Source organism: Sinorhizobium sp. BG8 (assembly GCF_016864555.1).
In the GTDB taxonomy this organism is placed as follows: domain Bacteria; phylum Pseudomonadota; class Alphaproteobacteria; order Rhizobiales; family Rhizobiaceae; genus BG8.
In genome coordinates, this window is the sequence record NZ_CP044011.1 from 2,678,727 (window position 1) to 2,701,001 (window position 22,275).

Here is a 22,275-nt window from a genome sequence, read left to right on the forward strand (position 1 = left end):
TTGAAATTCCTACTTAATCGTGGGCCAGGTGTCCGAAAGTTTGTAGCCGCCCGGCCACGGGTCAGCCGGATCGAGCATTAGCTGGGACGTGCCGGTTATCCAGGCGCGACCGGAAATCGACGGAACGATCGCCTTCTGTCCTGCCACGGTCGTTTCATCGACTATGGTTCCCACGAATTCGGAACCGATAATCGAGACCGCCGTCAGCGTGTCTCCCTTGGCTAGGACCCCACGGGCATTCAGCAGCGCCAATCGAGCCGAAAGAGCAGTACCTGTCGGCGAGCGGTCGAGTTTCCCGGGCTGGATCGCGACAACCGATCGGGCTTTCAAACGCTCGTCCTCTCTATACAAAGGTCCGGCGAACAAACAGAAAGATATATGGTTCCAGCCGGTATCTTCGGGATGCAGGAACCCCAGTTGTTCGTTCGCCGCGTTTGTGATCCTGATCCCTGTTTCGGCTATGGTGCGTGCGTTCTCTGGGACGAGCGCCAGGCCAAGCTGGTCGGGGTCTACCACCACGAAACTATCGCCGCCATATGCCGTGTCGACGGTGATTTTGCCGAGTTCTGGAACGTCCAATGTCGCGTCGAGCTGCGCTGCGAAGCTTTTCACGTTGGTGACGGTGATACGCTCCGCTTTGCCGTTCCTGCATTCTGCGACGACTTCGACAAGCCCGGCGGGAGCTTCGAGCGTCATCCTGGTGATCGGTTCGGTCATGGGGACGATGCCGCTGTCCAGAAGGACAGTGGAAACGCATATCGAGTTAGATCCCGACATCGGAGGGGTATCTTCGGGCTCCATAATGATCCATCCCATTTGAGCCTTCGGGTTCTTGGGAGGCACCAACAGGTTGACGTGCCGGAAGACGCCGCCGCGGGGCTCGTTCAGGACGAATTTGCGCAGTGTCTGATCGCGCGCAATCCACCTCGACTGCTCCCATATCGTATCGCCGGGAGGAGGGGCCACGCCTCCGACAATAACATCTCCGACTTCGCCCTCAGCGTGGCAGTTAACGACGTGGACTATCTTGGAGGATCGCATTTGGGCTCCCTGTTGAGCGTCGCAACCCGTGCTCCAGCAAGGGTCTTCATTGAATGTTCGTATACGATATTCTATCGTGGTGCGCGCGGCAGCCAGTTCGCGCTCCCAGATTTCCAAACCCTTTACATGTGCTCATCGGCTGCGATACGTGCATGTGCTTGCTTACGAAGGTGAACCGATGCCATTGAAGGCTGATCGTGCAATCAATCTTGGTGCCGCCCCTTCCGCGTCGGAAGTGATCATGAAATTCGTGCGCGACTCGATCATGGACGGCACGTTGGACGAGGGCGAACCTATCCGACAGGACGACGTCGCACGGCTTTTCAACGTATCGAAGATTCCGGTGCGCGAAGCGTTGAAGCGGCTCGAAGCAGAAGGCCTGGTTGCCTTTCACAGAAATCGCGGTGCCGTCGTCACATCGTTGTCGGAGCCTGAGATCGTAGAGGTGTTCGAGGTCCGGGCACTTCTCGAGGCGGGCGCAATTCGCTATTCGATCCCGCACATGACGGAAGAGACGTTCCAAAAAGCGCAAACCTATTGCGACGCATTTGCCAATGAGAACAACGCGGCACATTGGGCTGAACTGAATTGGAAGTTCCATTCGTGTCTCTATGAGGACGCCAAACGGCCCTACCTGTTGAACACGATCAGGTCCGTGAATGATCGAATTGAACGCTATCTCCGTGTCCAGCTTTCCCTTTCCAAGGGCCATCACACCGCTGATGTCGAACACCGCCAAATCCTCGCTCTCTGCCGAAAGCGGGACGTTGACGGTGCGGCCAGCCTTGTCCACGACCACATCATGGGCGCGTGCAGTTCCCTCTTGCAGCATCTCCCGCGCACATCGAAGGCGAAGGGCTGAGAACCTCAAGCCCAAGTGTCTCCGACCGTGAACCCTTCGGTGAACGGGTCGTCATGATCTAGGACGATCGTGTTCAGTCCATATATCCAGCTCCTGCCCGAGAGAGTTGGGACAACGGCGCTATGCCCGCCGATCTCAACCTCTTCTACCAGTCGGCCTGTGTAGACGTTTCCGAGAATACCTTGGTGGCGGAAATCCCGGTTCAGATTCAACTCGCCTTTAGCATGAAGCGTGGCCATCTTCGCGCAGGTCCCGGTGCCGCACGGGCAGCGGTCCAGAGCACCGGTCCACGTAGACGGGTTGTCCCACGAGAAGTCGCCGGAAGCCATGGTAACGGCGTTCTTCCAGTCCGCATTCGGGTCCTCGGTCGGCCCGGAAAGCTGCGAAATGGTAATCCCTATCCCCGGGTAATGGGGATGTGCCACCGGAAGCTGTTCGATGGCTGCCTGCCTGATCATGGAGGATACACGGGCGATTTCCTTCCCATGTTCCGGGATGAGTTCCAGGCCCTTGAACTGACGAACATCCGCGATCACGTAAAACATGCCGCCCCAGCCAACATCAACGGTCACCTTCCCGAGGCGAGGGACATCAATGACTGCATCGAGATGTGCTGCGAACGCTGGCACATTCTTAAACGTGACCTGTTTGACCTTGCCGTTTTCGCAGTCAGCTTTGACCCTGATGAGGCCGGCCGGGGCTTCCAGTACTAGCTCTGTCACAGGTTCCTTCATGGGAAGAATTCCCATCTCCAGCAAAACGGTGACCACGGAGATCGTATTCCCGCCCGACATTACCGGGTACTCGATCTGCTCAAGGATGATGTAACCCGCGTCTGCCTCGGGGTGGTTTGGAGGAACCAGAATATTGCAGCAGTGAGCCGGATAGCCACGTGGCTCTCTGAGAAGTAGCTTCCTCAGGCTGTCGTCGTTCGCTTCCAGCCACTTCATCTTTTCGTAGACACTCGCGCCCGGAATGTGAGCAACACCCCCGGTGATTACGCGCATCGGCGTTCCGGCATGTGTATCCACTGCATTGAGAGTCCGTTTGAAAGCCATAAGTTTGCGCCTCAGTTGACCGGTTTAATGAACAGACGTCGCGGGCGGGGCGATGCCAAGCGAAATCGTATACGATATAACGTATTCTAAAAGAATCGTCTGTCAATGAAAAATGTACACAGCTGTCATTGCGATATTCGTCTGGATCATTTTCAATGAGACCGCGACGATATGGGGCATTTCTGGGTTCCGCAGACTTGAGGCATGTATCCAGAGAAACCGAGCCCGATAGTCGCGACCTTCCAATTTGCAATTAGCGCGTCAGCTATGCGGCTTTTACGACTACCGCTGTGTTCCTGTTTTGTTCTTGAAGCCATTTTCCGCCGACACAACTCGTGTCGGCGGAAGTGTTTCGTATTGGCCGGACATCTGCACCGCTAGCAGAAGTCCCTTTCTTGCCTGCGTTCGCTGGAGCTACCGCGACGCAATTTGTTCCGTATTGGCTCAGACGCGCTTCTAAAGGTCTGCCAGACGCACATCACGGGCCATGACGCAAATCTGCGTCACGGGACTGCCTACCTCAAGCCCTCAAGAGCAGCCGCTGGTTGCGCCGCAGGTGTCGCACTTCTCGCAGGTGCCGTTGCGCACCATCGTGAAGTTCTGGCACTCGGAGCACATGTTGCCGGTGTAGCCCTGGGCGATCGAGCGCATGCGGCGCTCGGCCTCAAGCTTCTTGGCATCCGCCTTTGCCGCTGCCGCGTCGGCCTGGGCCTTGTCGGAGAAGAGGGCGGTGACGGACTGCTGGGTTTCGCTTGCGGCCTCCGGGGCCTCCTCGGCGATCTCTTCGGCGAGTTCGGCCGCGCGCTCCTCGTAGTCGCGCTTGAAGGCGACGATCTCGGAGGTGGAGATGGCGGTTGCCGTCTCCAGCTTGCGGGCGGCATTTCCTGCAAACGACGTGACGTTGCCGACGGACGATGCCTTGGCAGGTGCTGCTGTCGCAGCCCCCTTCGGCTCGCCGAGCTGACGTTCGCCGCTGTTTCCGCCCTGGATCAGCGTCGGCTTGTGGCCGCGGGTCCAGCCGGTGGAGATCAGGTTGGTCTTGCCTTCCTTGATTCCCTTGCCGAGCGCCGTGTTGCCGAAGTCGGAGGTGTCGACATGGGCGAGGTCGTGGCGGCCGAGGTAGGAGACGGCAAGTTCGCGGAAGACGTAGTCGAGGATCGACGTTGCGTTCTTGATCGCATCGTTGCCCTGGACCATGCCGGCCGGCTCGAACTTGGTGAAGGTGAAGGCCTCCACATACTCCTCGAGCGGTACGCCGTATTGCAGGCCGAGCGAGATGGCGATGGCGAAGTTGTTCATCATCGCACGGAAGGCGGCCCCTTCCTTGTGCATGTCGATGAAGATCTCGCCGAGGCGTCCGTCACCGAATTCGCCGGTGCGCAGATAGACCTTGTGTCCGCCGACGATCGCCTTCTGGGTATAGCCCTGGCGGCGGTTCGGCAGTTTTTCCCGCTCGCGCGTGACCCGCTCGATGACGCGTTCGATGATCTTCTCGGTGACCGCGACGGCCTGGGCGGCGGCCGGAGCCTGGATCAGTTCCTCGAGCGCTTCGTCGTCGTTCTCGTCCTCGATCAGCGAGGCGTTGAGCGGCTGGGAAAGCTTGGAGCCGTCACGGTAGAGGGCGTTCGCCTTCAGCGCCAGCTTCCACGAGAGCATATAGGCGTTCTTGCAGTCCTCGACGGTCGCCTCGTTCGGCATGTTGATCGTCTTGGAGATGGCGCCCGAGATGAACGGCTGGGCAGCCGCCATCATGCGGATGTGGCTCTCGACCGACAGGTAGCGCTTGCCGATCTTGCCGCAGGGGTTGGCGCAATCGAAGACCGGCAGGTGCTCGTTCTTGAGGAAGGGCGCACCCTCGAGCGTCATCGCGCCGCAGACGTGGATGTTCGCGGCCTCGATGTCCTTCCTCGAGAAGCCGATGTGCTCGAGCAGGTTGAAGCTCATGTCGGCAAGCTGCGCGTCCGTGACCTTCAGCGTCTCCTTGAGGAAGTCGGCGCCGAGCGTCCACTGGTTGAAGACGAACTTGATGTCGAAGGCGCTCTTCAGCGCACCGTTGACCGCCTCGACCTTCTCGTCCGTGAAGCCCTTGGCCTTCAGCGTGCCGGGATTGATGGCGGGTGCCTGGTTGAGGTTGCCGTGGCCGACCGCATAGGCCTCGATCTCGGCGATCTGGCTCTCGGAGTAGCCGAGCGTGCGCAAGGCTTCCGGAACGGCGCGGTTGATGATCTTGAAGTAGCCGCCGCCGGCGAGCTTCTTGAACTTGACGAGCGCGAAGTCGGGCTCGATGCCGGTCGTGTCGCAATCCATAACGAGGCCGATCGTGCCGGTCGGCGCGATCACGGTCGTCTGGGCGTTGCGGTAGCCGTGCTTCTCGCCGAGCGCGACCGCCTTGTCCCAGGCGGCCTTGGCGTGGGCCACGAGATCCTGGTCCGGATTTTCGCTGTGGATGAGGGCGACCGGGTTGACCGAAAGTGCCTCGTAGCCTGTGGTCTCGCCATAGGCGGCGCGGCGGTGGTTGCGCATGACGCGCAGCATGTTGTCGCGGTTCGGCTCGAAGCTCGGGAAGGTGCCGAGCTCGCCCGCCATCTCGGCCGAGGTGGCGTAGGAGATGCCGGTCATGATGGCGGTGAGGCTGCCGGCGATCGCGCGGCCCTCTGCGCTGTCATAGGGAATGCCCGACGACATCAGCAGGCCGCCGATGTTGGCGTAGCCGAGGCCGAGGGTGCGGTACTCGTAGGAGAGTTCGGCGATTTGGCGCGACGGGAACTGTGCCATCATCACCGAGATTTCGAGGACGATGGTCCACAGGCGAACGGTGTGCTCGTAGTCGGTGATGTTGATGCGCTTGGTCGCCGCGTCCTTGAACTGAAGCAGGTTCAGCGAGGCGAGGTTGCAGGCGGTGTCATCGAGGAACATGTATTCCGAGCACGGGTTGGACGCGCGGATCGGGCCGGCGGCCGGGCAGGTGTGCCAGTCGTTCATCGTCGTGTTGAAGTGCAGGCCCGGATCGGCCGACGCCCAGGCGGCGTAGGAGATCGATTCCCACAGCTCGCGCGCCTTCAGCGTCTTCATCACGCGTCCGTCCTTGCGGGCGGTGAGGTTCCATTCGCCATCGGCCTCGACGGCCCGCAGGAAGTCATCCTTGATCGAGACCGAGTTGTTGGAGTTCTGGCCGGAAACGGTGAGATAGGCTTCAGAATCCCAGTCCGTGTCGTAGGTCTTGAATTCGATGTCCTTGTAGCCCTGACGGGCGAACTGGATGACGCGCTGAACGTAGTTTTCCGGAACCTGATCCTTCTTGGCGGCGCGGATCTCGCGCTTCAGGGCAGGGTTCTTCGTCGGGTCGAAGCAATCGCCGTTGTCGGCTTCGCAATTGACGCAGGCCTTCATGATCGCCTTGAGGTGACGGGCGACGATCTTGGAGCCGGTCACGAGGGCCGCGACCTTCTGCTCTTCCTTGACCTTCCAGTTGATGTATTCCTCGATATCGGGATGGTCGATGTCGACCACGACCATCTTGGCCGCGCGGCGCGTCGTGCCGCCCGACTTGATGGCGCCCGCCGCACGGTCGCCGATCTTCAGGAAGCTCATCAGGCCGGAGGAGCGGCCGCCGCCGGAAAGCTTCTCGCCTTCGCCGCGCAGATAGGAGAAGTTCGAGCCGGTGCCGGAGCCGTACTTGAAGAGACGGGCCTCGCGGACCCACAGGTCCATGATGCCTCCCTCGTTGACGAGGTCGTCCTCGACGGACTGGATGAAGCAGGCATGCGGCTGCGGGTGCTCATAGGCGGACTTGGACTTCACCAGCTTGCCGGTGAAGGGATCCACGTAGAAGTGGCCCTGGCCGGGTCCGTCGATGCCGTATGCCCAGTGGAGGCCGGTGTTGAACCATTGCGGGGAGTTGGGGGCGACGCGCTGGGTGGCGAGCATGTAGGCGAGTTCGTCGCGGAACGCGGAGGCATCTTCTTCCGAAGCGAAATAGCCGCCCTTCCAGCCCCAGTAGGTCCAGGTGCCTGCGAGCCGGTCGAAGACCTGACGAGCGTCGGTTTCCGAACCGAAGCGCTCGTTCTCGGGCAGCGCCTTTAAGGCGTCGGTGTCGGGCACGGAGCGCCACAGCCAGGACGGGACGTCGTTCTCTTCCACCTTCTTGAGGCGTGCGGGCACGCCGGCCTTGCGGAAGTACTTCTGGGCAAGGATATCGGACGCGACCTGGGAGAACTGGGAGGGAACGTCGATGTCGGCGAGCCGGAAGACGATGGAGCCGTCCGGATTCTTGATTTCACTGACGGCCTTGCGGAATTCGATTTCCGCATAAGCCGATTGGCCTGCCTTCGTGAAACGACGTTCTATGCGCATGGTCCCGTTGTCCTTTTCTTGCTGCAGCCCGCTGAAGGCAGGGCGCAATGATCCCGTCCGGCCACGATGCCTCGCAGCCAGCCCCATTGTCTTGTTTTGTGCGGGAAGCCCGACGTGTCGGGACCCTCTATATTGTGCTGAGTTTGGCTGCAAACACTAAATATAGTATTAACAGTTTGTTTATGCCAGCCCCATCTGTCGCTTCGGCGCATCAAAAAATCGTGCGCAAGGACCCCATCGCGGCCAGCGGTTCATCCACCATGCCACTTGCGCACCATACGCGATTTCCTGAAGAGAACCGGCCTCGTAACCAATCCGGTCCAGCCGCCTTCGCAACCTAGAAACCATTAACGCTATCGGGCCCGATTCCGTCAAGGGGTGGTTTGTGTCGGAATTTTGAACCCAAGATGTTGTGTGGATGAGCTGTGGAAACTGGGGACAGAGGCGATGCCTGAAAAATCAGGCGGTTGAGCGGAAGGGGTCATGGAGATGCGGTCGGAATGGCCACAGATCCAAAAAATCACCTGTGATTTCAGCGGGGAAAACTATGGGTGCAAATTGTCGGCATGGCCCTCGCTTCGGATTTGTGCCTTGTGGGAAAAGTGATTCGGCCTATCCCGAAATGGCACAAGCTGTAGTGGGTCGCGATCCCGCGCATACGAACACGGGGATGGCGGCCGCGAAGCGGTGCATCGGTCGCCGGGCAGGCGGCGAAGGTTTGGAATAAACGTTATGCGGGTGTCGCGTGGGGCGAGGCTTTGCCCCGGGGAGGGGTGTGGCAGGGGCGCCCGGAGGCGCGACGTTCGCCCGGCTGAGCCGCCGGGCGCCCGGCAATCAGCCGCGGCTGCCCTTGGCGATCGGCTCCTGGTAGGTGAACCCCATGTCCCAGGGGAAATAGATCCAGGTGTCCTGGCTCACCTCGGTCACGTAGGTATCGACGAGCGGCCGGCCCTTGGGCTTGGCGTAGACGGCGGCGAAATGCGCCTTCGGCAGCATCGAGCGCACCTGAGCGGCCGTCTTGCCGGTGTCGGTGAGGTCGTCGATGATCAGGATGCCTTCGCCCTCGTTCTGGGTGAGCTCCGGGGCGATCCCCTTGAGGACGTGCATTTCCCCCTGGGAAACGTAGTCGTGGTAGGAGGCGACGCAGACGGTCTCGATGAGGCGGATGTTGAGTTCGCGCGACACGATCGCCGCCGGCACCAGGCCGCCGCGGGTGATGCAGACGATCGCCCGCCATTCCCGGTCGCCGTCCGCCAGCCGCCACGCAAGCGCGCGGGCATCGCGGTGAAACTGATCCCAGGAGACGGGAAAGGCTTTCTCGGGCAGGGACATGACGGGCTCCTCGTTCGACGGAAAGCGGAAAGCTTCGCTCTAATCCAGTTCTACGCGCCTGGAAATCACCTGTAACGGCAAGGAACGGATGATCCACAGGCAAGCGGGAGCAGAGACCTCACCGCGACATCAGGACCGGAACGCGCGCCTCCATCATCATGGCGCTGGTGACCCCGCCGAACAAGCGCTGGCGCAGGCGCGAATGGCTGTAGGCGCCCATGACGACGAGATCGGCCCGGCTTTCGGTCGCCTTTGCATTGATGATGCTCGTGACGGACTTGTGGCCGGATTGCGCCGAGCTTGCTGTGACATTGATGCCATGGCGCGCAAGGCTCGCGGCGATCTCCGCGCCGCACATGTCGGCGGACTGGGTTTCCGTTTCCGCCGGGTCGACACACAGCACTTCCACCTCCGATGCCCCGTCTATGAAGGGCATGGCGTCGAAGACTGCGCGGGCAGCCTCGCGCGATCCGTCCCAGGCGATCAGCACCCGCTCGATCGGCGCAGGACCGGCGAGCGCATCGGAAACGATGTAGAGCGGGCGGCCGCTGTCGTAGAGGAGATCCTCTATGTCGGCACGCGACGGTCCGTCGAAGTTGGGGTCGAACTGGGCGGTGATGACGAGGTCGGCCGCGCGGGCGCTCGCGATGATGCCTGCCGACGCATAGCCGGCCGAGCCGGTGAAGAAGCGCCATTCATGCGAGAGGCCGTCCCGTTCGCAGCGCGTGCGGAATTCCCGTTCAACGGCCAGCGTCTGTTCGCGCGCCCTTTCCTGGAGGTCGAGGATGGCGCTCGGATCGGGATACTCCATCGGGGCGACGACGGTGACGACGATCGGGGTCTCCGCGTGGATGCCGATCACGTGTGCGTCGAAGCGGTGGGCAAGCGCCACGGCGTGTTCGGTAACCTTTGCGGTGTCCTCGGGGGCGCTCAATACGGCGACAATGGTTCGATACGACATTCACAGTCTCCTCGTTAACATGTCACGACGCATAACGCAGCTAAGCGAAGTCGCGTTTGATTTCGGTCACTTCGCCGACTTTGCTGCAGCAATCTCCGCAATCATCGCCAGGACGTCGCGTTCGACTGCCTCCGCCGGCGCTTCCTCGCGGCTGCGGATGACGATTTCCGTCGAGAACCGGTTGCCGTCGAAGCGCGGATAGGAGCCGATGCTCGTCTCCGGATGCGCCTTCTGGATCGCCGCGAGCTGGGTGCCGATGTCGCCCTCGCCGAACGGCGAGGTGACGGCGCGCGACAGCATCGGGGAACCGGCGGCAAGCGTCGGCACGAGCGTTTCGAGCATGGCGGTGAAGACCTGCGGGACGCCGGCCATCACATGGACGTTTCCGATGATGAAGCCCGGCGCGGTCGAGACCTTGTTCTCGATGTGGCGGGCGCCTTCGGGCATCCGGGCCATGCGCTGGCGCGCCTCGTTGAACTCGATGCCCCGGCGGTCGTACATCTCGCCGAGAAGCTTCATGGCGAGCGGATCGTGCACGCAGGCGAGCCCGAAGGCTCTCGCGACCGCGTCCGCGGTTATGTCGTCGTGGGTTGGACCGATGCCGCCCGAGGTGAAGACGTAGGTGTATCGGCTGCGCAGCGCGTTCAGCGCCTCGACGATAGCCTCCTCCTCGTCCCCGACGATGCGCACCTCCTTGAGGTCGATCCCCGCAAGGTAGAGGACATCGGCGAGGTGGCCGATGTTGCGGTCCTTCGTCCGACCGGACAGGAGTTCATCGCCGATCGCGAGCATGGCGGCGGTAACGAGCTTGGGTGAAACCATCAATGAAGAACCTCGAAGGGGGGTATCGTTCACCCCGCATGCCGTATTGTCAACGCGCATTGAACAGTCTGTTGCCTTCAGGCGTTCTGGCCGCGTGCATGTGAAGTGCTACAACCTGAATGTGACCGCGATCAAGCGGAAATCAATTCCCACAAGGCGACAGGAGACAGTGATGGCGAAAGTGCTGGTTCTTTACTACTCATCCTACGGCCACATCGAGACGATGGCCTATGCGGTGGCGGAAGGGGCGAAGTCCGCCGGCGCCGACGTGACCGTCAAGCGCGTGCCGGAGCTGGTCTCCGAGGAGGTCGCCAAGGCATCGCACTACAAGCTCGACCAGAAGGCCGAGGTCGCCAAGGTCGATGAACTCGCCGACTATGACGCCATCATCGTCGGCTCCGGCACCCGCTTCGGCACCGTCACCTCCCAGATGCGCAATTTCTGGGACCAGACCGGCGGCCTGTGGTTCTCCGGAAAGCTCGTCGGCAAGGTGGGCTCCGTCTTCACGTCCTCCGCGACGCAGCACGGCGGCCAGGAATCGACCATCCTCGGCTTCATTCCGACCCTGCTTCACCACGGCCTCGTGGTTGTCGGTCTTCCCTACGCGTTCCAGGGCCAGTCGGGTGTGGACGAGATCAAGGGCGGCTCGCCCTACGGTGCATCGACCATCACCGACGGCGACGGCTCCCGCCAGCCCTCGGCGATCGAACTGGAGGCTGCCAGGTACCAGGGCGCCCACGTCGCCAAGATCGCTGCCAAGATCGCCGGCTGACCGGCGAGCGTCGGCCGTTCGGAAAAAAGCAAGGAATGCAGCCGCGCAAGGCTGCATTCGGCCTGTCAGGCAGGCCCCATGAGGCAAGGCGATCCCCCGGATATTATTGACGCCCACTTGATCGCCTGCCGCGCCTCGGCTACCCACACGGGAGCGCGGACGTGGCGAAACTGGTAGACGCAAGGGACTTAAAATCCCTCGGTTAACACCGTACGGGTTCGACCCCCGTCGTCCGCACCACTCCAAATCAATCTCCTTGATTTGCCAGATAGTTGCCGATATTCAGAGGCTTATCGTCGCCCTGCCGCTACAAAGGGCGCTACAAAATGGTGGTTATGACTTCCCTCAAGAAAGCCAAGAACGGCGATTGGTTCAGCCGCAAGGCAATCCCGGCAGACGTGCGCGATGCCTATGGAAGTGCCTTTGGCGTTGGCCGTGAAGAGCGTTTTCGCAAGCCGTCATCAACGTCTCACATGCAGGCCGTCGCGGAGTTCAGGGATTGGGACGCAATGGTGTCGTCCCGTATTGACCATCTACGCTCTGTGGCCGCGGGGAGGGGAGTGACGCTCACCCAGCGCCAAATCAGTGCGCTATGCGGGGAGTGGTACACTTGGTTCACTGGCCAGCATGAGGAGGAGCCGGGGCAGGCTTCCACGTGGGATAGTTGGTACGACACCCTCAATACCGCCTACGAGCGATTTGACATTGTCCGAGAGGAAGTGACAGAGGAAGACCCACTTCCCCCAGCAGTCCAGCGTCACGTGGATGCCAAGGTGCAGGAGATAGGTCACGTTGCCACGTTCCTGGCTGAGAAGGAGATGCTTCTATCAGAGGACAGCCGCCGTGATTTTATCAAGACGTTGGAGCCCGAGCTGGTGGCAGCACTCGCCTTGCTGCGAAGACGTTCACGGGGCGACTATAGCCCCGATAAGCGCCTCTCTCGATTTGCCAACAGTGCAGCTCTCATCAGCAGCCAGAACGTCAAGCTTGCGGGCATGGATTGCTGGCAGGCCTTTGAGGCGTGGGTAAAGGAACGTCAGCCCGCAGGAGCGACAGTGAACAGGTGGCGTGGTGTCCTCTTGGGTCTCAACAGCTACTTCGATAAACGAGACGTGGCGACGATTACGGACACCGAGGCGGTGGAATGGAAAGGCACCCTCACCACAGAAGATCGCTCGGCAGCGGTCGCAAACGATGTATGGCTGAGGGCCGCGATCACGGTCTTTAATTGGCTCAAGGACAACAAGAAGATTGCGGCCAATCCTTTCGATGGACTTCGCATTGTCGGTCGCAAGAAGCCCAAGAAGCGCGAACGTGAGTTCCTGTCGGACGAATGGAAAGCCATCCTGAAAGCCTCACTTGAAGCCTCTACTGCTGGCCGTATCAAACCTCAAAAAATCGCATCTCGACGCTGGGTACCATGGCTCTGTGCATATACGGGTTCGCGGCCCGGTGAAATGACGCAGCTTCGCGGGGCCAATGTCTACCAGCAAGATGGAATTTGGATCATCGATATCAGTCCGGAAGACGGCACCGTCAAGGGAGCATCGTTCCGCAAGGTGCCGATCCATGAGCATCTGATCGCGCAGGGTTTCATCGAGTTCGTAAAGCGATCTGGTGATGGTCCGTTGTTCTACGACCCCTCAGATCGAAGGGCAGAGAGCAAAGACCCAACCAAGCCAGCCCAACCACCCTACGTCATCACCCGCAACAAGCTGGCGGAATGGGTGCGCAAGGATGTTGGCGTCAGGGACGAAGATATCAGGCCAAATCACGCTTGGCGTCATACCTTTAAGCGGAGGGCTGCTCGGGCTGGCATGGAGAAGCGCTTCAGGTTCGCCTTCTGTGGCCATGAGGATGGCGACGTAGGCGACCACTACGAGACGCCTACACTTGAGGACATGGCTGAAGAGCTGAAGAAGTTTCCAAGGTATGAGCTGGACTAATCTTATCTGTCCCCGGTTTCTTCCAGTATCGACCGTAGAGAGGCGTTTGGGGTGTGGCTGAACACAGGCCAGCCTAAGGGGACCGCGCGCCCACCCACGGTCGATGCAGCCCACGATGGATCGCAGCTTCGCTAGCCGTTGCCAATGATCTTATTTGCGTGCAGCGTACGTGCATCCTCTTCGTCAGACGACGCCTTGTCCTTCTCGTCTGCCTTTCTGTCCGAGGAATGGTCTTGCGCACCTGTGCCGGGGGCTTTCTTCTCAGGGGCAGATGGTTCATCAATCTTAGACATGTTCCTACTCCTCCACCTGTAAGGGCATCCTCAGTGTTGCACCTCGCACGGGTGGTGTCCAATCACACCTCTCGACACTGAACTCACCCCTATCGTCACCATCAAGAACAACGCAGTCGTCGCAGATAGCCGCAACGTTGCCGCCTACTTTAGCAAGCAGCATGCCCATGTCCTTCGTGACATTGATGACCTCATCTCATCGGCCCCAGAGGCAGCATCCAATTTTGGAGCCTGCGTTTATCAGGCTGTCGAAGGTGGCCGTGGATATCGGTTCTTCGACATGACCCGCGATGGCTTCTCACTCCTCGCGATGGGCTTCACTGGAGAGAAGGCACCGGTCCCAGCAGGTGGCCTTGTCGCAACAGAGCTTTACGCCTGAATGACAACTGTACTGATATGTCAGCTACGGCGTACTCTCCTGTCCTTGTGGTTGTTGGGAGGGGAGCCATGGAGACGGCATGGAACGTGAAGGATTGGGTGCAGATCATTCTGGTAGTGACCATACCGCTCACCTTGATCTTGATGAGTGCAGAGCGCGTCTATCTTGGAAAGGACTTTAAAGGCATCGGGTTACAGGTGCTGCGTCTTACCTCACTCGGTGTTGCCCTTCCGTTGATTGCCGTACTAGCTATCCAAGGCACGCTAGGAGGTGAGACGATTGGTACCCTCTTTGGGGCTGTCATCGGCTTCCTGTTTGGGCAGGGCGCACAGCAAGCCCAACCTGCTAGCGTTGTCCCCAGAGGTGAAGGGGACGGCAAGCCTACACAGCTTTGATAGGCAAACAGCCTTCCTCCGCAGTCCTCACCATGTCCAGCCGCGAGATCGCAGAGCTGACTGGCAAGCGCCATGACAACGTCATCCGTGACATCAAGGCCATGCTCACTGACCTCAGTTTTGAGGCAAGTGATTTCGCGGGTTCGTACATCGACCCAACCGGTCGGGAACTACCCTGCTTCAATCTCCCCAAGCGCGAGACCACGATCCTCGTCTCTGGCTACTCGGTCACCCTCCGTGCCCGTATCGTGGACCGCTGGATGGAACTGGAAGAGCAGGCTCGTTCTACGCCTATCACCACCCCGGCACTGCCTGACTTCTCGAACCCCGCTGAGGCTGCCCGTGCATGGGCCGAGCAGTACGAACATAGGCCCAGCCGTTGATCGATCCGGCTAAAGTCCAGTCACTGGAGGGACCATGCATGCGGCAACGCTACAACGCATTGAATTTCAACGAAAAATAATTACGCCGCCCTTAAGGAGAAAGAGAAGGACCGATTACCGTCCCCTAAAGGGAAAGGACAAGAAGGAATAGAGGATAACTTCAGGGGAGACTTCAAGCTGACTTCTTGAAGGAGGACTGAAGGGGATATCTCTATGAGGAATTGATGATGAAATACATCATGATCAATAACCCCTAACTCACCTTCTAGGTATCCCTCACGATACCCTTAACGTCCCCATCAACATGGCCCCATCGGGCACTCGATAACCGAGAATGTTCGTGGATGACATTCTTCCTTCTTTTTCTGTCCAGTCATGATTGACCCCGGCCCCTTGTCTTCGTGACAGGGCGTCGGGGTTTTTTCGTCCTGGCAGAACCTATCCACCATCCACAGCGACGACAGAGAAACAGAACCGACTGGAGCGTGACACCTCCAGCCTCGCAAGGAACATCCATGACCACCAAGATCACTATCACACCCCTGAAGCCTGACAGGCGGGGGCAGCCCTATGCTGTCTCCCTTCAGGGCCAGACCATCATTCCCAAGTCTCATGTCCCCTCCCATGATGCCTGCCGGTATCTGACCGAACGGGGATTTAGCGGCGCTGTCGAAGTCTGGTCAGATGGCGAAGCAAAACCCCGCCTGCTGATCGCAGACCTTCAGAAGGCTGCCAAGTTCACCGTGAGCGAGGACCAGAACCGTGGCCCCCGTGTCGTCCGATATCAACCGATGAGCATCGAAGCTCGCCAACGCCTGAGGGCATCACAGCGGCCTGCTGTCGAAGAGACAAGAGCCGCAGGATGATCTACATCACCGAGATATTGGACCGGAAGACCGGGGAACTGGTCTCGGTCGATCAGGGTGACTGGATCACCATCACAGAACTGGGGCAACTCTTCAGCCTCGGTCGTCGCCAGACCACCACTGTCCTACGCCAACTCGATTTCCTTCAGGTCGAAGGTGGTGGCCGCAACAGTCGCCACCGTATCGCTGATTGGGTCGTAGCCAAGGGCTGGGGGAAGCGGCTTCATCGCAAGTTCGACAAGTTCCCCTTCGATGTGATCAGCCCTGATGCTGTCGAGTGGATCAAGGAACGCTGGGCTGGTGCTGTCGCTGCCATCGAGCGGGAGACCCACAGCGGACCAGTTGCCGAAGCCAAGGCCGCACTGGCTGATTTCAAGTTGATGCATGGTCGTCGGGAAATGACGGTCCAGATGATGGTCTGCTGGCTGGCTGACTTCTTCCCCGATCTGACCCAGCAGCATATGGCCAGTGCGCTCGATGTCTCTCAGCAATTGGTCAGCCGGTTTCTGAAGATCAGGTCTGAGCAGTTGAAGGAAGCCAAGAACCTGAAGGTCAGCCGCTTCGATCCGGTTCCGGAAACTGCTTGTTGTACTCGTGTCGCCTAGGCCTATACGGAAGAGTACAACACCCCAGAAAATTACCAGATGACTGTCGGGCATCGTCCGGCGTCTCGACCCTGAGGCCTGATCTCCCCATTGACCATCGTTCTTTTGTGTCGGGGGTGGCCATTCTTAAGCGCCCTCGGTGCGGCTGGTGTCGTCCATCATCCAGACCCTAGAACCGCGTAAATGGTTACCCCCTGACAAGAAGCCAAAAGCCTTCTTCCGGTCCCTTTCATCGATCCCGCCCAGATTATCCAGATCATCCAGCGGCGTCAGTGAAGGGGCCGGGAGGTGGCCGGACTTCTCTGCTCTCCATGCAGCCAAACCAACCCCAATTGACACCACAATCCGACGCAGGACTGGACACCGCATGCCGAAGATCATGACCACCTTAAACGAGTTACGCCATTCGGGGCGGATGTGCCCGACTGGCTGGGCAACCATCTTGGCGGGGCTGAACAAGACGAAGGGCGATGATGCCCCCCTTGATGTGCTGCACTGCCTCCCGATCTGCGGCCACCATGACACCCTTTGGCATCTGCCGAACTGGCCACAGCATGACATGGAGTGTCGGTCGCTCGCACTCTCTTGTGCGAGCCGTGTGGTCCACATGGCGAATGACGAACGCGCTCACGCACTTCTCGCACTTGTCGAGAAACACGTAGCGGGGACGGTATCCTTCGCTACAGTTTGGGAGGGCATCCCTTCCCATTTCAGGCAAGTGCTGCATGAGCGTGGTCGTGACTGGGAAACTTGCAGCCAATCGGACGCGGCCATCTGTGCGGCCACCGTGACGGCCATGCGAGAAGGGTGTGCCACCCCGTATTTCGCAGCCATCGCAGCCGAGACAGCGGAGGGCAAGGCAGGTGGACAGGCTCAGCGTGCCGCCGAGGCTCGACACACAGCGATGCTCCATGAGTTTCTGTCGCAGGAGTAACATTCATCTCCCTGCGGGCCCAGGAATATCCGGTGAAAAATTCTGAGAGGGCAAATCATATAAGGGGAAAACGCACTTCCCCCGTGGCCCCCTCGATTTCATTGGCAGAGCAGTGTCCGTTTCCTGAGTGGGCCATTAGCAGGACACTTCCAATGACCAACCTCACCACCTTCAAATATCTCTCCAAGCTCGTCCGTGTGATCGAGATCGACGGCCAGCCGTGGTTCGCCGCTCGTGATCTCTGTGCCACCCTCGACATGTTCCAGCGCACACGGCGTGGCTACACCGAGGTAAACACATCCCGCTTCCGCGATGTCGTGGGAGATCAGGATGTTACCCACATCGCTGGTGTGGGTAATGGCGGAACAGGTCTGCTGTTCGTCTCCGAAGCGGGTCTCTACCGTCTGGTCATGCGCCCCGACAAACCGGAAGCCCGTGCGTTCCAAGACTGGGTCACCCGCGAAGTCCTCCCGGCGATCCGCAAGGATGGCATGTACGTGGCCGGTGAGGAGAAGCTGAAGACTGGCGATATGGACGAGGACGAGCTGACGCTGCTGGTTATGCAACGCCTGCGGTTTACTGACCTGCTAAGGTTCTTTCCTGCTTCAACCTAGCCAGCCGTTCATTCTCTTGTCGCAGTAGCGTATTGTACGTTTCCGTGCGCTTCTTATCGAGGTTTCGTTCTATAAGCCATGTGGTGAGACCGACCACGAAGACGACGATGTAAACAGCCCGTGTCTTCGCGATCCCGTCTCCAACGCCGAGCAGCTCTGTCAGCAGGAAGCAGATGAACCAAGTTATAGCAATGCTGGTTAGGGTAGGGATGATTGGCTGCCAGCTACCATGCTTCAGCCGCGTCTCACGTTCCACCATGTCGAAGTCAACTTGATCCCCAGTTCCCATTGTGCCCCCTCTGGTGACGTACACTTGACGACTTTATCGCACGTCAACGGCACTCACTAGTAGCGGAAGCCAGCGTCCACACCCTTTGTAGAAGCCGCATGTCCGATAGGGTATACCTAAGCGGACTGCCGGGAAGTGCATATGTTTTTGTCCGTTAGGGTTGACTATCGACTTTCGGACAATTATTCATTCGGACACAATCCATACGGACAGTCCGGAGAGAACATGTCAACCTTCCTCTATGCCCGCGTATCGACCGCAGAGCAGACCCTTGAGCATCAGCGTACCCAAGCGGAGCAGTCCGGCTTCAGGTTCGATTACATCATTGCAGACCATGGCGTTTCTGGTGTCTCCGTCTTGATGAAGGACAGGCCAGAAGGGAAGCGGCTCTTCGACATGCTGCGTTCAGGCGATACACTGGTGGTTCGCTGGGTAGACCGGCTGGGGAGAAACTATGCTGATGTCACGGATACTATCAGAGAGTTCATTCGGCGCGGCGTGGTGATCAAGACCATCATCAACGGCATGACCTTCGATGGCACAACTACAGACCCCATACAGATGGCTGTCAGGGACGCATTGATTGCCTTCATGGCCGCCACCGCACAGGCCCAAGCTGAGGCCACCAAGGAGGCCCAGAAGGCCGCCATAGCAACGATCAAGGCCCGTGACGATGGCACCTACAAGGGCAGGAAGCCTAGTTTCAACCGGAACCAAATGGCGTTGGTCATGGATATGGACGGCAAGGGAAACAACGTTTCCGAGATCGCCAAGGCTACGGGGCTTTCGCGGCAGACAGTCTATCGTATCAAGGATGATGCGGCAGGGGCAGAGAAGGCGCTGGCAACGTGGGGACTGTGAAGGTTTGTAAGCCTGTCTTTCACACCCTGATTATGCGTTTTGCCGGAAAAGGAAAAAGGCCACGGTCTGGATCACCGTGACCCTTTATCTAACCCTCTAGCGAAGGGGGATGGGGAGCCTAGCGGTTCCTCATCTCCTACATCTTACATGGAGTGTTGGCCACAGCAAGCAGGCAGCCTCCAACCCCACCACAGTCAATTACCGTCCAAGAAGGCGAGAGCAACAGACAGCCGTGGTTCGTTGTGCCTGACGCGTACCGCAGGACGACATTCCGGCCTATAACAGAAGTCAGCCTTGAAATATCTCTTCCACTCTGTCGATCAGGGGCACAACCGTTGGGGCTCTCTCCCCAGCGCTACCCTTAAATTCTGAGAAATCCAGCGCATCGACAGTACGTTGTATGTCGCCCCCCGTCTTTCCATACTCCTTGCCGACAATGCCATAAATTCTGTGGAGCTCAGTCGCTGGGGTTTCAATAATCTCACTATCGCCAGCGATGTTAACGCCCACGTCTTGCAGGATTTTTTCTACAGTTAGCGCCTCATCTATAGCGATAAAATGCTTATTCTCAGCAATAAACCAAGCCTCAACCTCCATCCTCGCGATTACGATCAGAGGTTTCAAAGCTTTGTTTTCGAAGTGTTTCACTGAGCCTTCTCTCAGCCTATCGTAGTCGTCATAGGTGAAGTTGGGCCGTAGGTCTCTGACCCCAATCAGATGCGTATATCCGTTCTTTATCAGCCCATCTATGCGATCGTTGATCATGGATATGACCCTCTCCTCGCCGCCGCAGTTCATGACAAGGAAGTAGAAGTCGTGGGGTTCGTTTTCCGCCACGCCTTCATGTTGGAGCCTAATCTCAATAAAGTCCGTCTTGCGCCCGCCGTACGCCGAGCTCTTTGTAACGTGGTAGGCCCTGTTGCCAGCAAAATGCTCAATCAATTTGCAGATAAACGACTGCTCGGTTTTGCCTTCTGTGAATATCGCAATTTTTTCGGTCAATGGCGTGTCACGTATGATTGGGAGAAAAAGTCAAAGTTGCTCAGCCCGGTAAACTTGAAATCTTTAAATTTTTCCGGAGAGTTAAACTTATTGAACGGCCTGACGGTTGTTTTATCTCTAACCAATACAGTCCAATAGTCCAAATTCATGGCGTTCATGATGAAACGATCATTTGACGTCATAATTATTTGTGCTTGGCTCTCAGTTATTTCTTCAACTAAAACCTCAATAAGCGCCGACGAGCGCTCAAAATCAAGCCCTTGCCCAATATCGTCTAGAAGAATGCATTCTGGACTTTGCGACAGCAGTCCATAAGTTAAATGAATAATAATGGCGAGCGCAGAGAACATGCCGTCGGACATGAACTGCTGTTCAACATATGTGTTTATTCCATCTTCTTTTACCCTAAGTGTTTCAACTTTGGCGTCCCCCCAACCCTGAATACGCAATTGGGTAGCATGCCCTACATCGACTGAATTAATCTTATAGCCGACGCGGTTCATAGACTTCAAAATCGAGGTTTGAAAACGACCCGAAAACCGTTTCATCCCCTCCCTAAAAATCTGAATAGTTTGGGTCTCATCCTTAAAATTGATTTCCGTTTCAATTCCAGACACAGGAAGAAGCAGATTGTTCTTGCCAAGCGTATGACCACCAAAGTGGAAGTGGTAGGTCTGGTCGGCCCACTTAACGAGTGGACCCAGAAATGCATGCTGTATTGTGTCGTATCGGGAGTACGCTGCCACTTGCGACTGTGGTGTCTGGAACTTCAGGTCCCGGTTCAGTTCCTCAGCCCAAATTTTACCCTCGCCGCCTTCACCGCGTTGCAGAAGGGTCTGATCGTTTCTAGTCAAGATTTCCTTCGTGACCAATTGGTCCTTGGTGTAGAGCTCGTAGCGCCACTCCTGATTGTCGTGTTCAAATTCGGCAATAAAGTCTCCCCCTGACAGGACAGGACCGCCATTCAGCATTTTGCTCAATGAAGATATCGTATTGAGGGTTCGCGACTTGCCCGTGGAATTGATGCCGACAATCAGATTGAGTTGTTGAAGATCGAGGGGCTCTAAAATCCACTCTTTCGGGGTGTCAACAAATTCGGTGTATGAATACTTCTTAAGGCGCATTGCAACCTCTTGTGGCGCTTCTTGCTGCACTTAAACCATATATCTCGCGCTCGGAAAAGAGACAGGAAACCTATTTCAGTTGTATCAAGCTCGCCGCTAAAAGTCATCCAATTCACTTGCGTACTATCTGTCCTACGGGAGTAGGCCCTGCATTGCCCACCGCTACAAAAAGCGCTACAAAGCGTCAAATCGCAGCGACGATTTAGTCAATGAAATCAATGTGTAGCGACGGTATCCCTCGACCCCCGTCGTCCGCACCATTTCAAATCAATCTCCTCGATCTTCCAGATAGCTCCGATATTCAGTGGCTTACCGTCGCCCTACCGTTACTAAGGGCACCTAAGGCGTTAGCCGTGATGAGCGTTTTCGCAAACCGTCGTCAATCTCCCTGTCGTCACCATCAAGAACAACGCGGTCGTCGCTAATAGCCGGGACGTCGCGGCCTACTTCGAGAAGGAACAAGGGAACATCCTGCGGGACATCGACAACCGGATCGAACAGGGTGTGCTCAATGTTGAGCTGGCCCCCTACATCAACGCTCAGAATTATCAGTCATATCGTGCACTCGATATGGCCCGTCATGGCTTTTCTACAGCGCAGCTTTCGCCTTCTCCTTAGTTCCAACACTGGCCACCTGCGATGTCCTCCCTGCTATCCGGAAGGATATCCTGTACGTGGCTTTAGGGTGTTGCATAGACGGATATGATACAACTTCATCTCGACGGTCTTGAATGCGCGTTACGTCTGCCAGAAACGATCAGTCCATTTGGAGAAGTGAAGCGGAAACTTGCGTCAGGGGGATGGAAGCATGAGAGACCACACGGCGGAACGTGATGAGCTGGGTAAGGCAACGTGGCGCTTCAAGCTCGGTATCCTATTGATCTGCCTGGTAGGGGCCGCGTGGCTGATAGTGCCAGCTCTAGCGTGGGCCGGAGCTTCTGCCGGGACTATCGCGACAGCAACCGGAATAATCTTCATCTGGAACAAGGTGGTCATACTGATAACCGTGGCAGTTATGGGAAAGCCGGGATTTCAGCAGCTCAAGAGCGCGGTCTTCGGCGTGTTCCGCCTTGGGCCCAAAAGCATCGTCGGGCCGCTACGTTACAATGTCGGCTTGGTGATGTTCACGGTCCCATTGATAGCCGCAATACTCGAACCATACATTGACGCTGCTTGGCCTGAACTTCGTCCCCACCTTTGGGAACTCCAACTGCTAGGCGACCTGATTTTCCTATCAAGCTTCCTCGTCCTTGGTGGGAACTTCTGGGAGAAAATCCGTTCGCTGTTCATCCGAACCGCACGAGTGGTTGATACAAAGGAGGAATTTCCAACGACCGCGAGCTGAGCAGTCTACATGCTTTAAGTCCTTCAGGTGACGCACTG

Annotated in this window: 20 protein-coding genes and 1 tRNA gene; 12 read left to right on the forward strand and 9 right to left on the reverse strand. The window is 58.0% G+C overall.

The genetic code is table 11. The features are described from left to right. Positions 1 to 9: 9 nt before the first annotated feature. The gene (locus F3Y30_RS12710) at positions 10 to 1,041 is read right to left on the reverse strand and encodes a proline racemase family protein (RefSeq protein ID WP_203423068.1); all 1,032 of its coding nucleotides are present in this window, start codon (positions 1,039 to 1,041) and stop codon (positions 10 to 12) included. Between the two features lie 178 nt (positions 1,042 to 1,219). Between F3Y30_RS12710 and F3Y30_RS12715 the strand changes: the two genes are divergently transcribed. Then, the gene (locus tag F3Y30_RS12715; protein WP_203423069.1) at positions 1,220 to 1,903 is read left to right on the forward strand and encodes a GntR family transcriptional regulator; all 684 of its coding nucleotides are present in this window, start codon (positions 1,220 to 1,222) and stop codon (positions 1,901 to 1,903) included. 5 nt (positions 1,904 to 1,908) lie between these two features. On the opposite strand, the gene F3Y30_RS12720 is transcribed toward F3Y30_RS12715, so the two are convergent. The 5 genes from F3Y30_RS12720 to F3Y30_RS12740 form a co-directional block, all read right to left on the reverse strand. Beyond that, complete coding sequence (locus tag F3Y30_RS12720) at positions 1,909 to 2,961, reverse strand: proline racemase family protein (protein ID WP_203423070.1); 1,053 nt, start codon at positions 2,959 to 2,961, stop codon at positions 1,909 to 1,911. Between the two features lie 528 nt (positions 2,962 to 3,489). Next, positions 3,490 to 7,314, reverse strand: a complete 3,825-nt coding sequence (locus tag F3Y30_RS12725; RefSeq protein WP_203423071.1) for a vitamin B12-dependent ribonucleotide reductase — start codon at positions 7,312 to 7,314, stop codon at positions 3,490 to 3,492. 834 nt (positions 7,315 to 8,148) lie between these two features. Beyond that, entirely contained in the window at positions 8,149 to 8,646 is a 498-nt protein-coding gene (gene gpt / locus F3Y30_RS12730) for a xanthine phosphoribosyltransferase (protein WP_203423072.1), read from the reverse strand. 118 nt (positions 8,647 to 8,764) lie between these two features. Next, positions 8,765 to 9,607, reverse strand: a complete 843-nt coding sequence (locus tag F3Y30_RS12735; RefSeq protein ID WP_203423073.1) for a universal stress protein — start codon at positions 9,605 to 9,607, stop codon at positions 8,765 to 8,767. A 66-nt stretch (positions 9,608 to 9,673) separates the two neighbouring features. Next, positions 9,674 to 10,429, reverse strand: a complete 756-nt coding sequence (locus F3Y30_RS12740) for a competence/damage-inducible protein A (protein WP_203423074.1) — start codon at positions 10,427 to 10,429, stop codon at positions 9,674 to 9,676. A gap of 172 nt (positions 10,430 to 10,601) precedes the next feature. Between F3Y30_RS12740 and wrbA the strand changes: the two genes are divergently transcribed. From wrbA to F3Y30_RS12755, 3 genes are all read left to right on the forward strand, one after another. Then, positions 10,602 to 11,201: an NAD(P)H:quinone oxidoreductase type IV gene (gene wrbA, locus F3Y30_RS12745; RefSeq protein ID WP_203423075.1), complete on the forward strand. Its 600-nt coding sequence runs from the start codon at positions 10,602 to 10,604 to the stop codon at positions 11,199 to 11,201. Between the two features lie 155 nt (positions 11,202 to 11,356). Further along, positions 11,357 to 11,441, forward strand: a tRNA-Leu gene (locus F3Y30_RS12750). 95 nt (positions 11,442 to 11,536) lie between these two features. Further along, on the forward strand, positions 11,537 to 13,147 hold the full coding sequence (locus F3Y30_RS12755; RefSeq protein ID WP_203423076.1) for a hypothetical protein: 1,611 nt from the start codon (positions 11,537 to 11,539) through the stop codon (positions 13,145 to 13,147). A gap of 131 nt (positions 13,148 to 13,278) precedes the next feature. Here F3Y30_RS12755 and F3Y30_RS12760 read toward each other — a convergent pair whose 3' ends face one another. Beyond that, a complete protein-coding gene (locus F3Y30_RS12760; RefSeq protein WP_203423077.1) occupies positions 13,279 to 13,440 on the reverse strand; it encodes a hypothetical protein in 162 nt (53 codons plus the stop codon). Positions 13,441 to 13,887: 447 nt separating this feature from the next. On the opposite strand from F3Y30_RS12760, the gene F3Y30_RS12770 reads away from it, so the two are divergent. From F3Y30_RS12770 to F3Y30_RS12800, 7 genes are all read left to right on the forward strand, one after another. Then, on the forward strand, positions 13,888 to 14,214 hold the full coding sequence (locus F3Y30_RS12770) for a hypothetical protein (RefSeq protein ID WP_203423078.1): 327 nt from the start codon (positions 13,888 to 13,890) through the stop codon (positions 14,212 to 14,214). Further along, positions 14,211 to 14,597 carry a Rha family transcriptional regulator gene (locus F3Y30_RS26715; RefSeq protein WP_348649843.1) on the forward strand — a complete coding sequence of 129 codons (387 nt, stop codon included), beginning with the start codon at positions 14,211 to 14,213 and terminating at the stop codon, positions 14,595 to 14,597. The genes F3Y30_RS12770 and F3Y30_RS26715 overlap by 4 nt, the downstream gene beginning before the upstream one ends. Before the next feature lie 515 nt (positions 14,598 to 15,112). Then, entirely contained in the window at positions 15,113 to 15,463 is a 351-nt protein-coding gene (locus F3Y30_RS12780; RefSeq protein WP_203423079.1) for a hypothetical protein, read from the forward strand. Then, positions 15,460 to 16,068, forward strand: a complete 609-nt coding sequence (locus F3Y30_RS12785; RefSeq protein WP_203423080.1) for a hypothetical protein — start codon at positions 15,460 to 15,462, stop codon at positions 16,066 to 16,068. The genes F3Y30_RS12780 and F3Y30_RS12785 overlap by 4 nt, the downstream gene beginning before the upstream one ends. A 367-nt stretch (positions 16,069 to 16,435) precedes the next feature. Beyond that, positions 16,436 to 17,002, forward strand: coding sequence for a hypothetical protein (locus F3Y30_RS12790; RefSeq protein WP_203423081.1), 567 nt, complete (start codon positions 16,436 to 16,438; stop codon positions 17,000 to 17,002). A 152-nt stretch (positions 17,003 to 17,154) separates the two neighbouring features. Beyond that, a complete protein-coding gene (locus tag F3Y30_RS12795) occupies positions 17,155 to 17,616 on the forward strand; it encodes a BRO family protein (protein WP_203423082.1) in 462 nt (153 codons plus the stop codon). 514 nt (positions 17,617 to 18,130) lie between these two features. Further along, entirely contained in the window at positions 18,131 to 18,766 is a 636-nt protein-coding gene (locus F3Y30_RS12800; protein WP_203423083.1) for a recombinase family protein, read from the forward strand. 288 nt (positions 18,767 to 19,054) lie between these two features. On the opposite strand, the gene F3Y30_RS12805 is transcribed toward F3Y30_RS12800, so the two are convergent. Further along, complete coding sequence (locus tag F3Y30_RS12805) at positions 19,055 to 19,768, reverse strand: hypothetical protein (protein WP_203423084.1); 714 nt, start codon at positions 19,766 to 19,768, stop codon at positions 19,055 to 19,057. Further along, positions 19,765 to 20,892, reverse strand: coding sequence for an AAA family ATPase (locus tag F3Y30_RS12810; RefSeq protein ID WP_203423085.1), 1,128 nt, complete (start codon positions 20,890 to 20,892; stop codon positions 19,765 to 19,767). Before F3Y30_RS12810 ends, F3Y30_RS12805 begins: the two co-directional genes overlap by 4 nt. Before the next feature lie 808 nt (positions 20,893 to 21,700). On the opposite strand from F3Y30_RS12810, the gene F3Y30_RS12820 reads away from it, so the two are divergent. After that, positions 21,701 to 22,237 (forward strand): transporter suffix domain-containing protein, encoded by a 537-nt coding sequence (locus F3Y30_RS12820; RefSeq protein ID WP_203423086.1) that lies wholly within the window; start codon positions 21,701 to 21,703, stop codon positions 22,235 to 22,237. Positions 22,238 to 22,275: the final 38 nt, after the last annotated feature.

Coding starts and splice junctions, on each gene's coding strand:
- F3Y30_RS12710 (WP_203423068.1), bottom strand. CDS start 1,041: ATGCGATCCTCCAAGATAGTCCACGTCGTTAACTGCCACGCTGAGGGC.
- F3Y30_RS12715 (WP_203423069.1), top strand. CDS start 1,220: ATGCCATTGAAGGCTGATCGTGCAATCAATCTTGGTGCCGCCCCTTCC.
- F3Y30_RS12720 (WP_203423070.1), bottom strand. CDS start 2,961: ATGGCTTTCAAACGGACTCTCAATGCAGTGGATACACATGCCGGAACG.
- F3Y30_RS12725 (WP_203423071.1), bottom strand. CDS start 7,314: ATGCGCATAGAACGTCGTTTCACGAAGGCAGGCCAATCGGCTTATGCG.
- gpt (WP_203423072.1), bottom strand. CDS start 8,646: ATGTCCCTGCCCGAGAAAGCCTTTCCCGTCTCCTGGGATCAGTTTCAC.
- F3Y30_RS12735 (WP_203423073.1), bottom strand. CDS start 9,607: ATGTCGTATCGAACCATTGTCGCCGTATTGAGCGCCCCCGAGGACACC.
- F3Y30_RS12740 (WP_203423074.1), bottom strand. CDS start 10,429: ATGGTTTCACCCAAGCTCGTTACCGCCGCCATGCTCGCGATCGGCGAT.
- wrbA (WP_203423075.1), top strand. CDS start 10,602: ATGGCGAAAGTGCTGGTTCTTTACTACTCATCCTACGGCCACATCGAG.
- F3Y30_RS12755 (WP_203423076.1), top strand. CDS start 11,537: ATGACTTCCCTCAAGAAAGCCAAGAACGGCGATTGGTTCAGCCGCAAG.
- F3Y30_RS12760 (WP_203423077.1), bottom strand. CDS start 13,440: ATGTCTAAGATTGATGAACCATCTGCCCCTGAGAAGAAAGCCCCCGGC.
- F3Y30_RS12770 (WP_203423078.1), top strand. CDS start 13,888: ATGGAGACGGCATGGAACGTGAAGGATTGGGTGCAGATCATTCTGGTA.
- F3Y30_RS12780 (WP_203423079.1), top strand. CDS start 15,113: ATGACCACCAAGATCACTATCACACCCCTGAAGCCTGACAGGCGGGGG.
- F3Y30_RS12785 (WP_203423080.1), top strand. CDS start 15,460: ATGATCTACATCACCGAGATATTGGACCGGAAGACCGGGGAACTGGTC.
- F3Y30_RS12790 (WP_203423081.1), top strand. CDS start 16,436: ATGCCGAAGATCATGACCACCTTAAACGAGTTACGCCATTCGGGGCGG.
- F3Y30_RS12795 (WP_203423082.1), top strand. CDS start 17,155: ATGACCAACCTCACCACCTTCAAATATCTCTCCAAGCTCGTCCGTGTG.
- F3Y30_RS12800 (WP_203423083.1), top strand. CDS start 18,131: ATGTCAACCTTCCTCTATGCCCGCGTATCGACCGCAGAGCAGACCCTT.
- F3Y30_RS12810 (WP_203423085.1), bottom strand. CDS start 20,892: ATGCGCCTTAAGAAGTATTCATACACCGAATTTGTTGACACCCCGAAA.
- F3Y30_RS12820 (WP_203423086.1), top strand. CDS start 21,701: ATGAGAGACCACACGGCGGAACGTGATGAGCTGGGTAAGGCAACGTGG.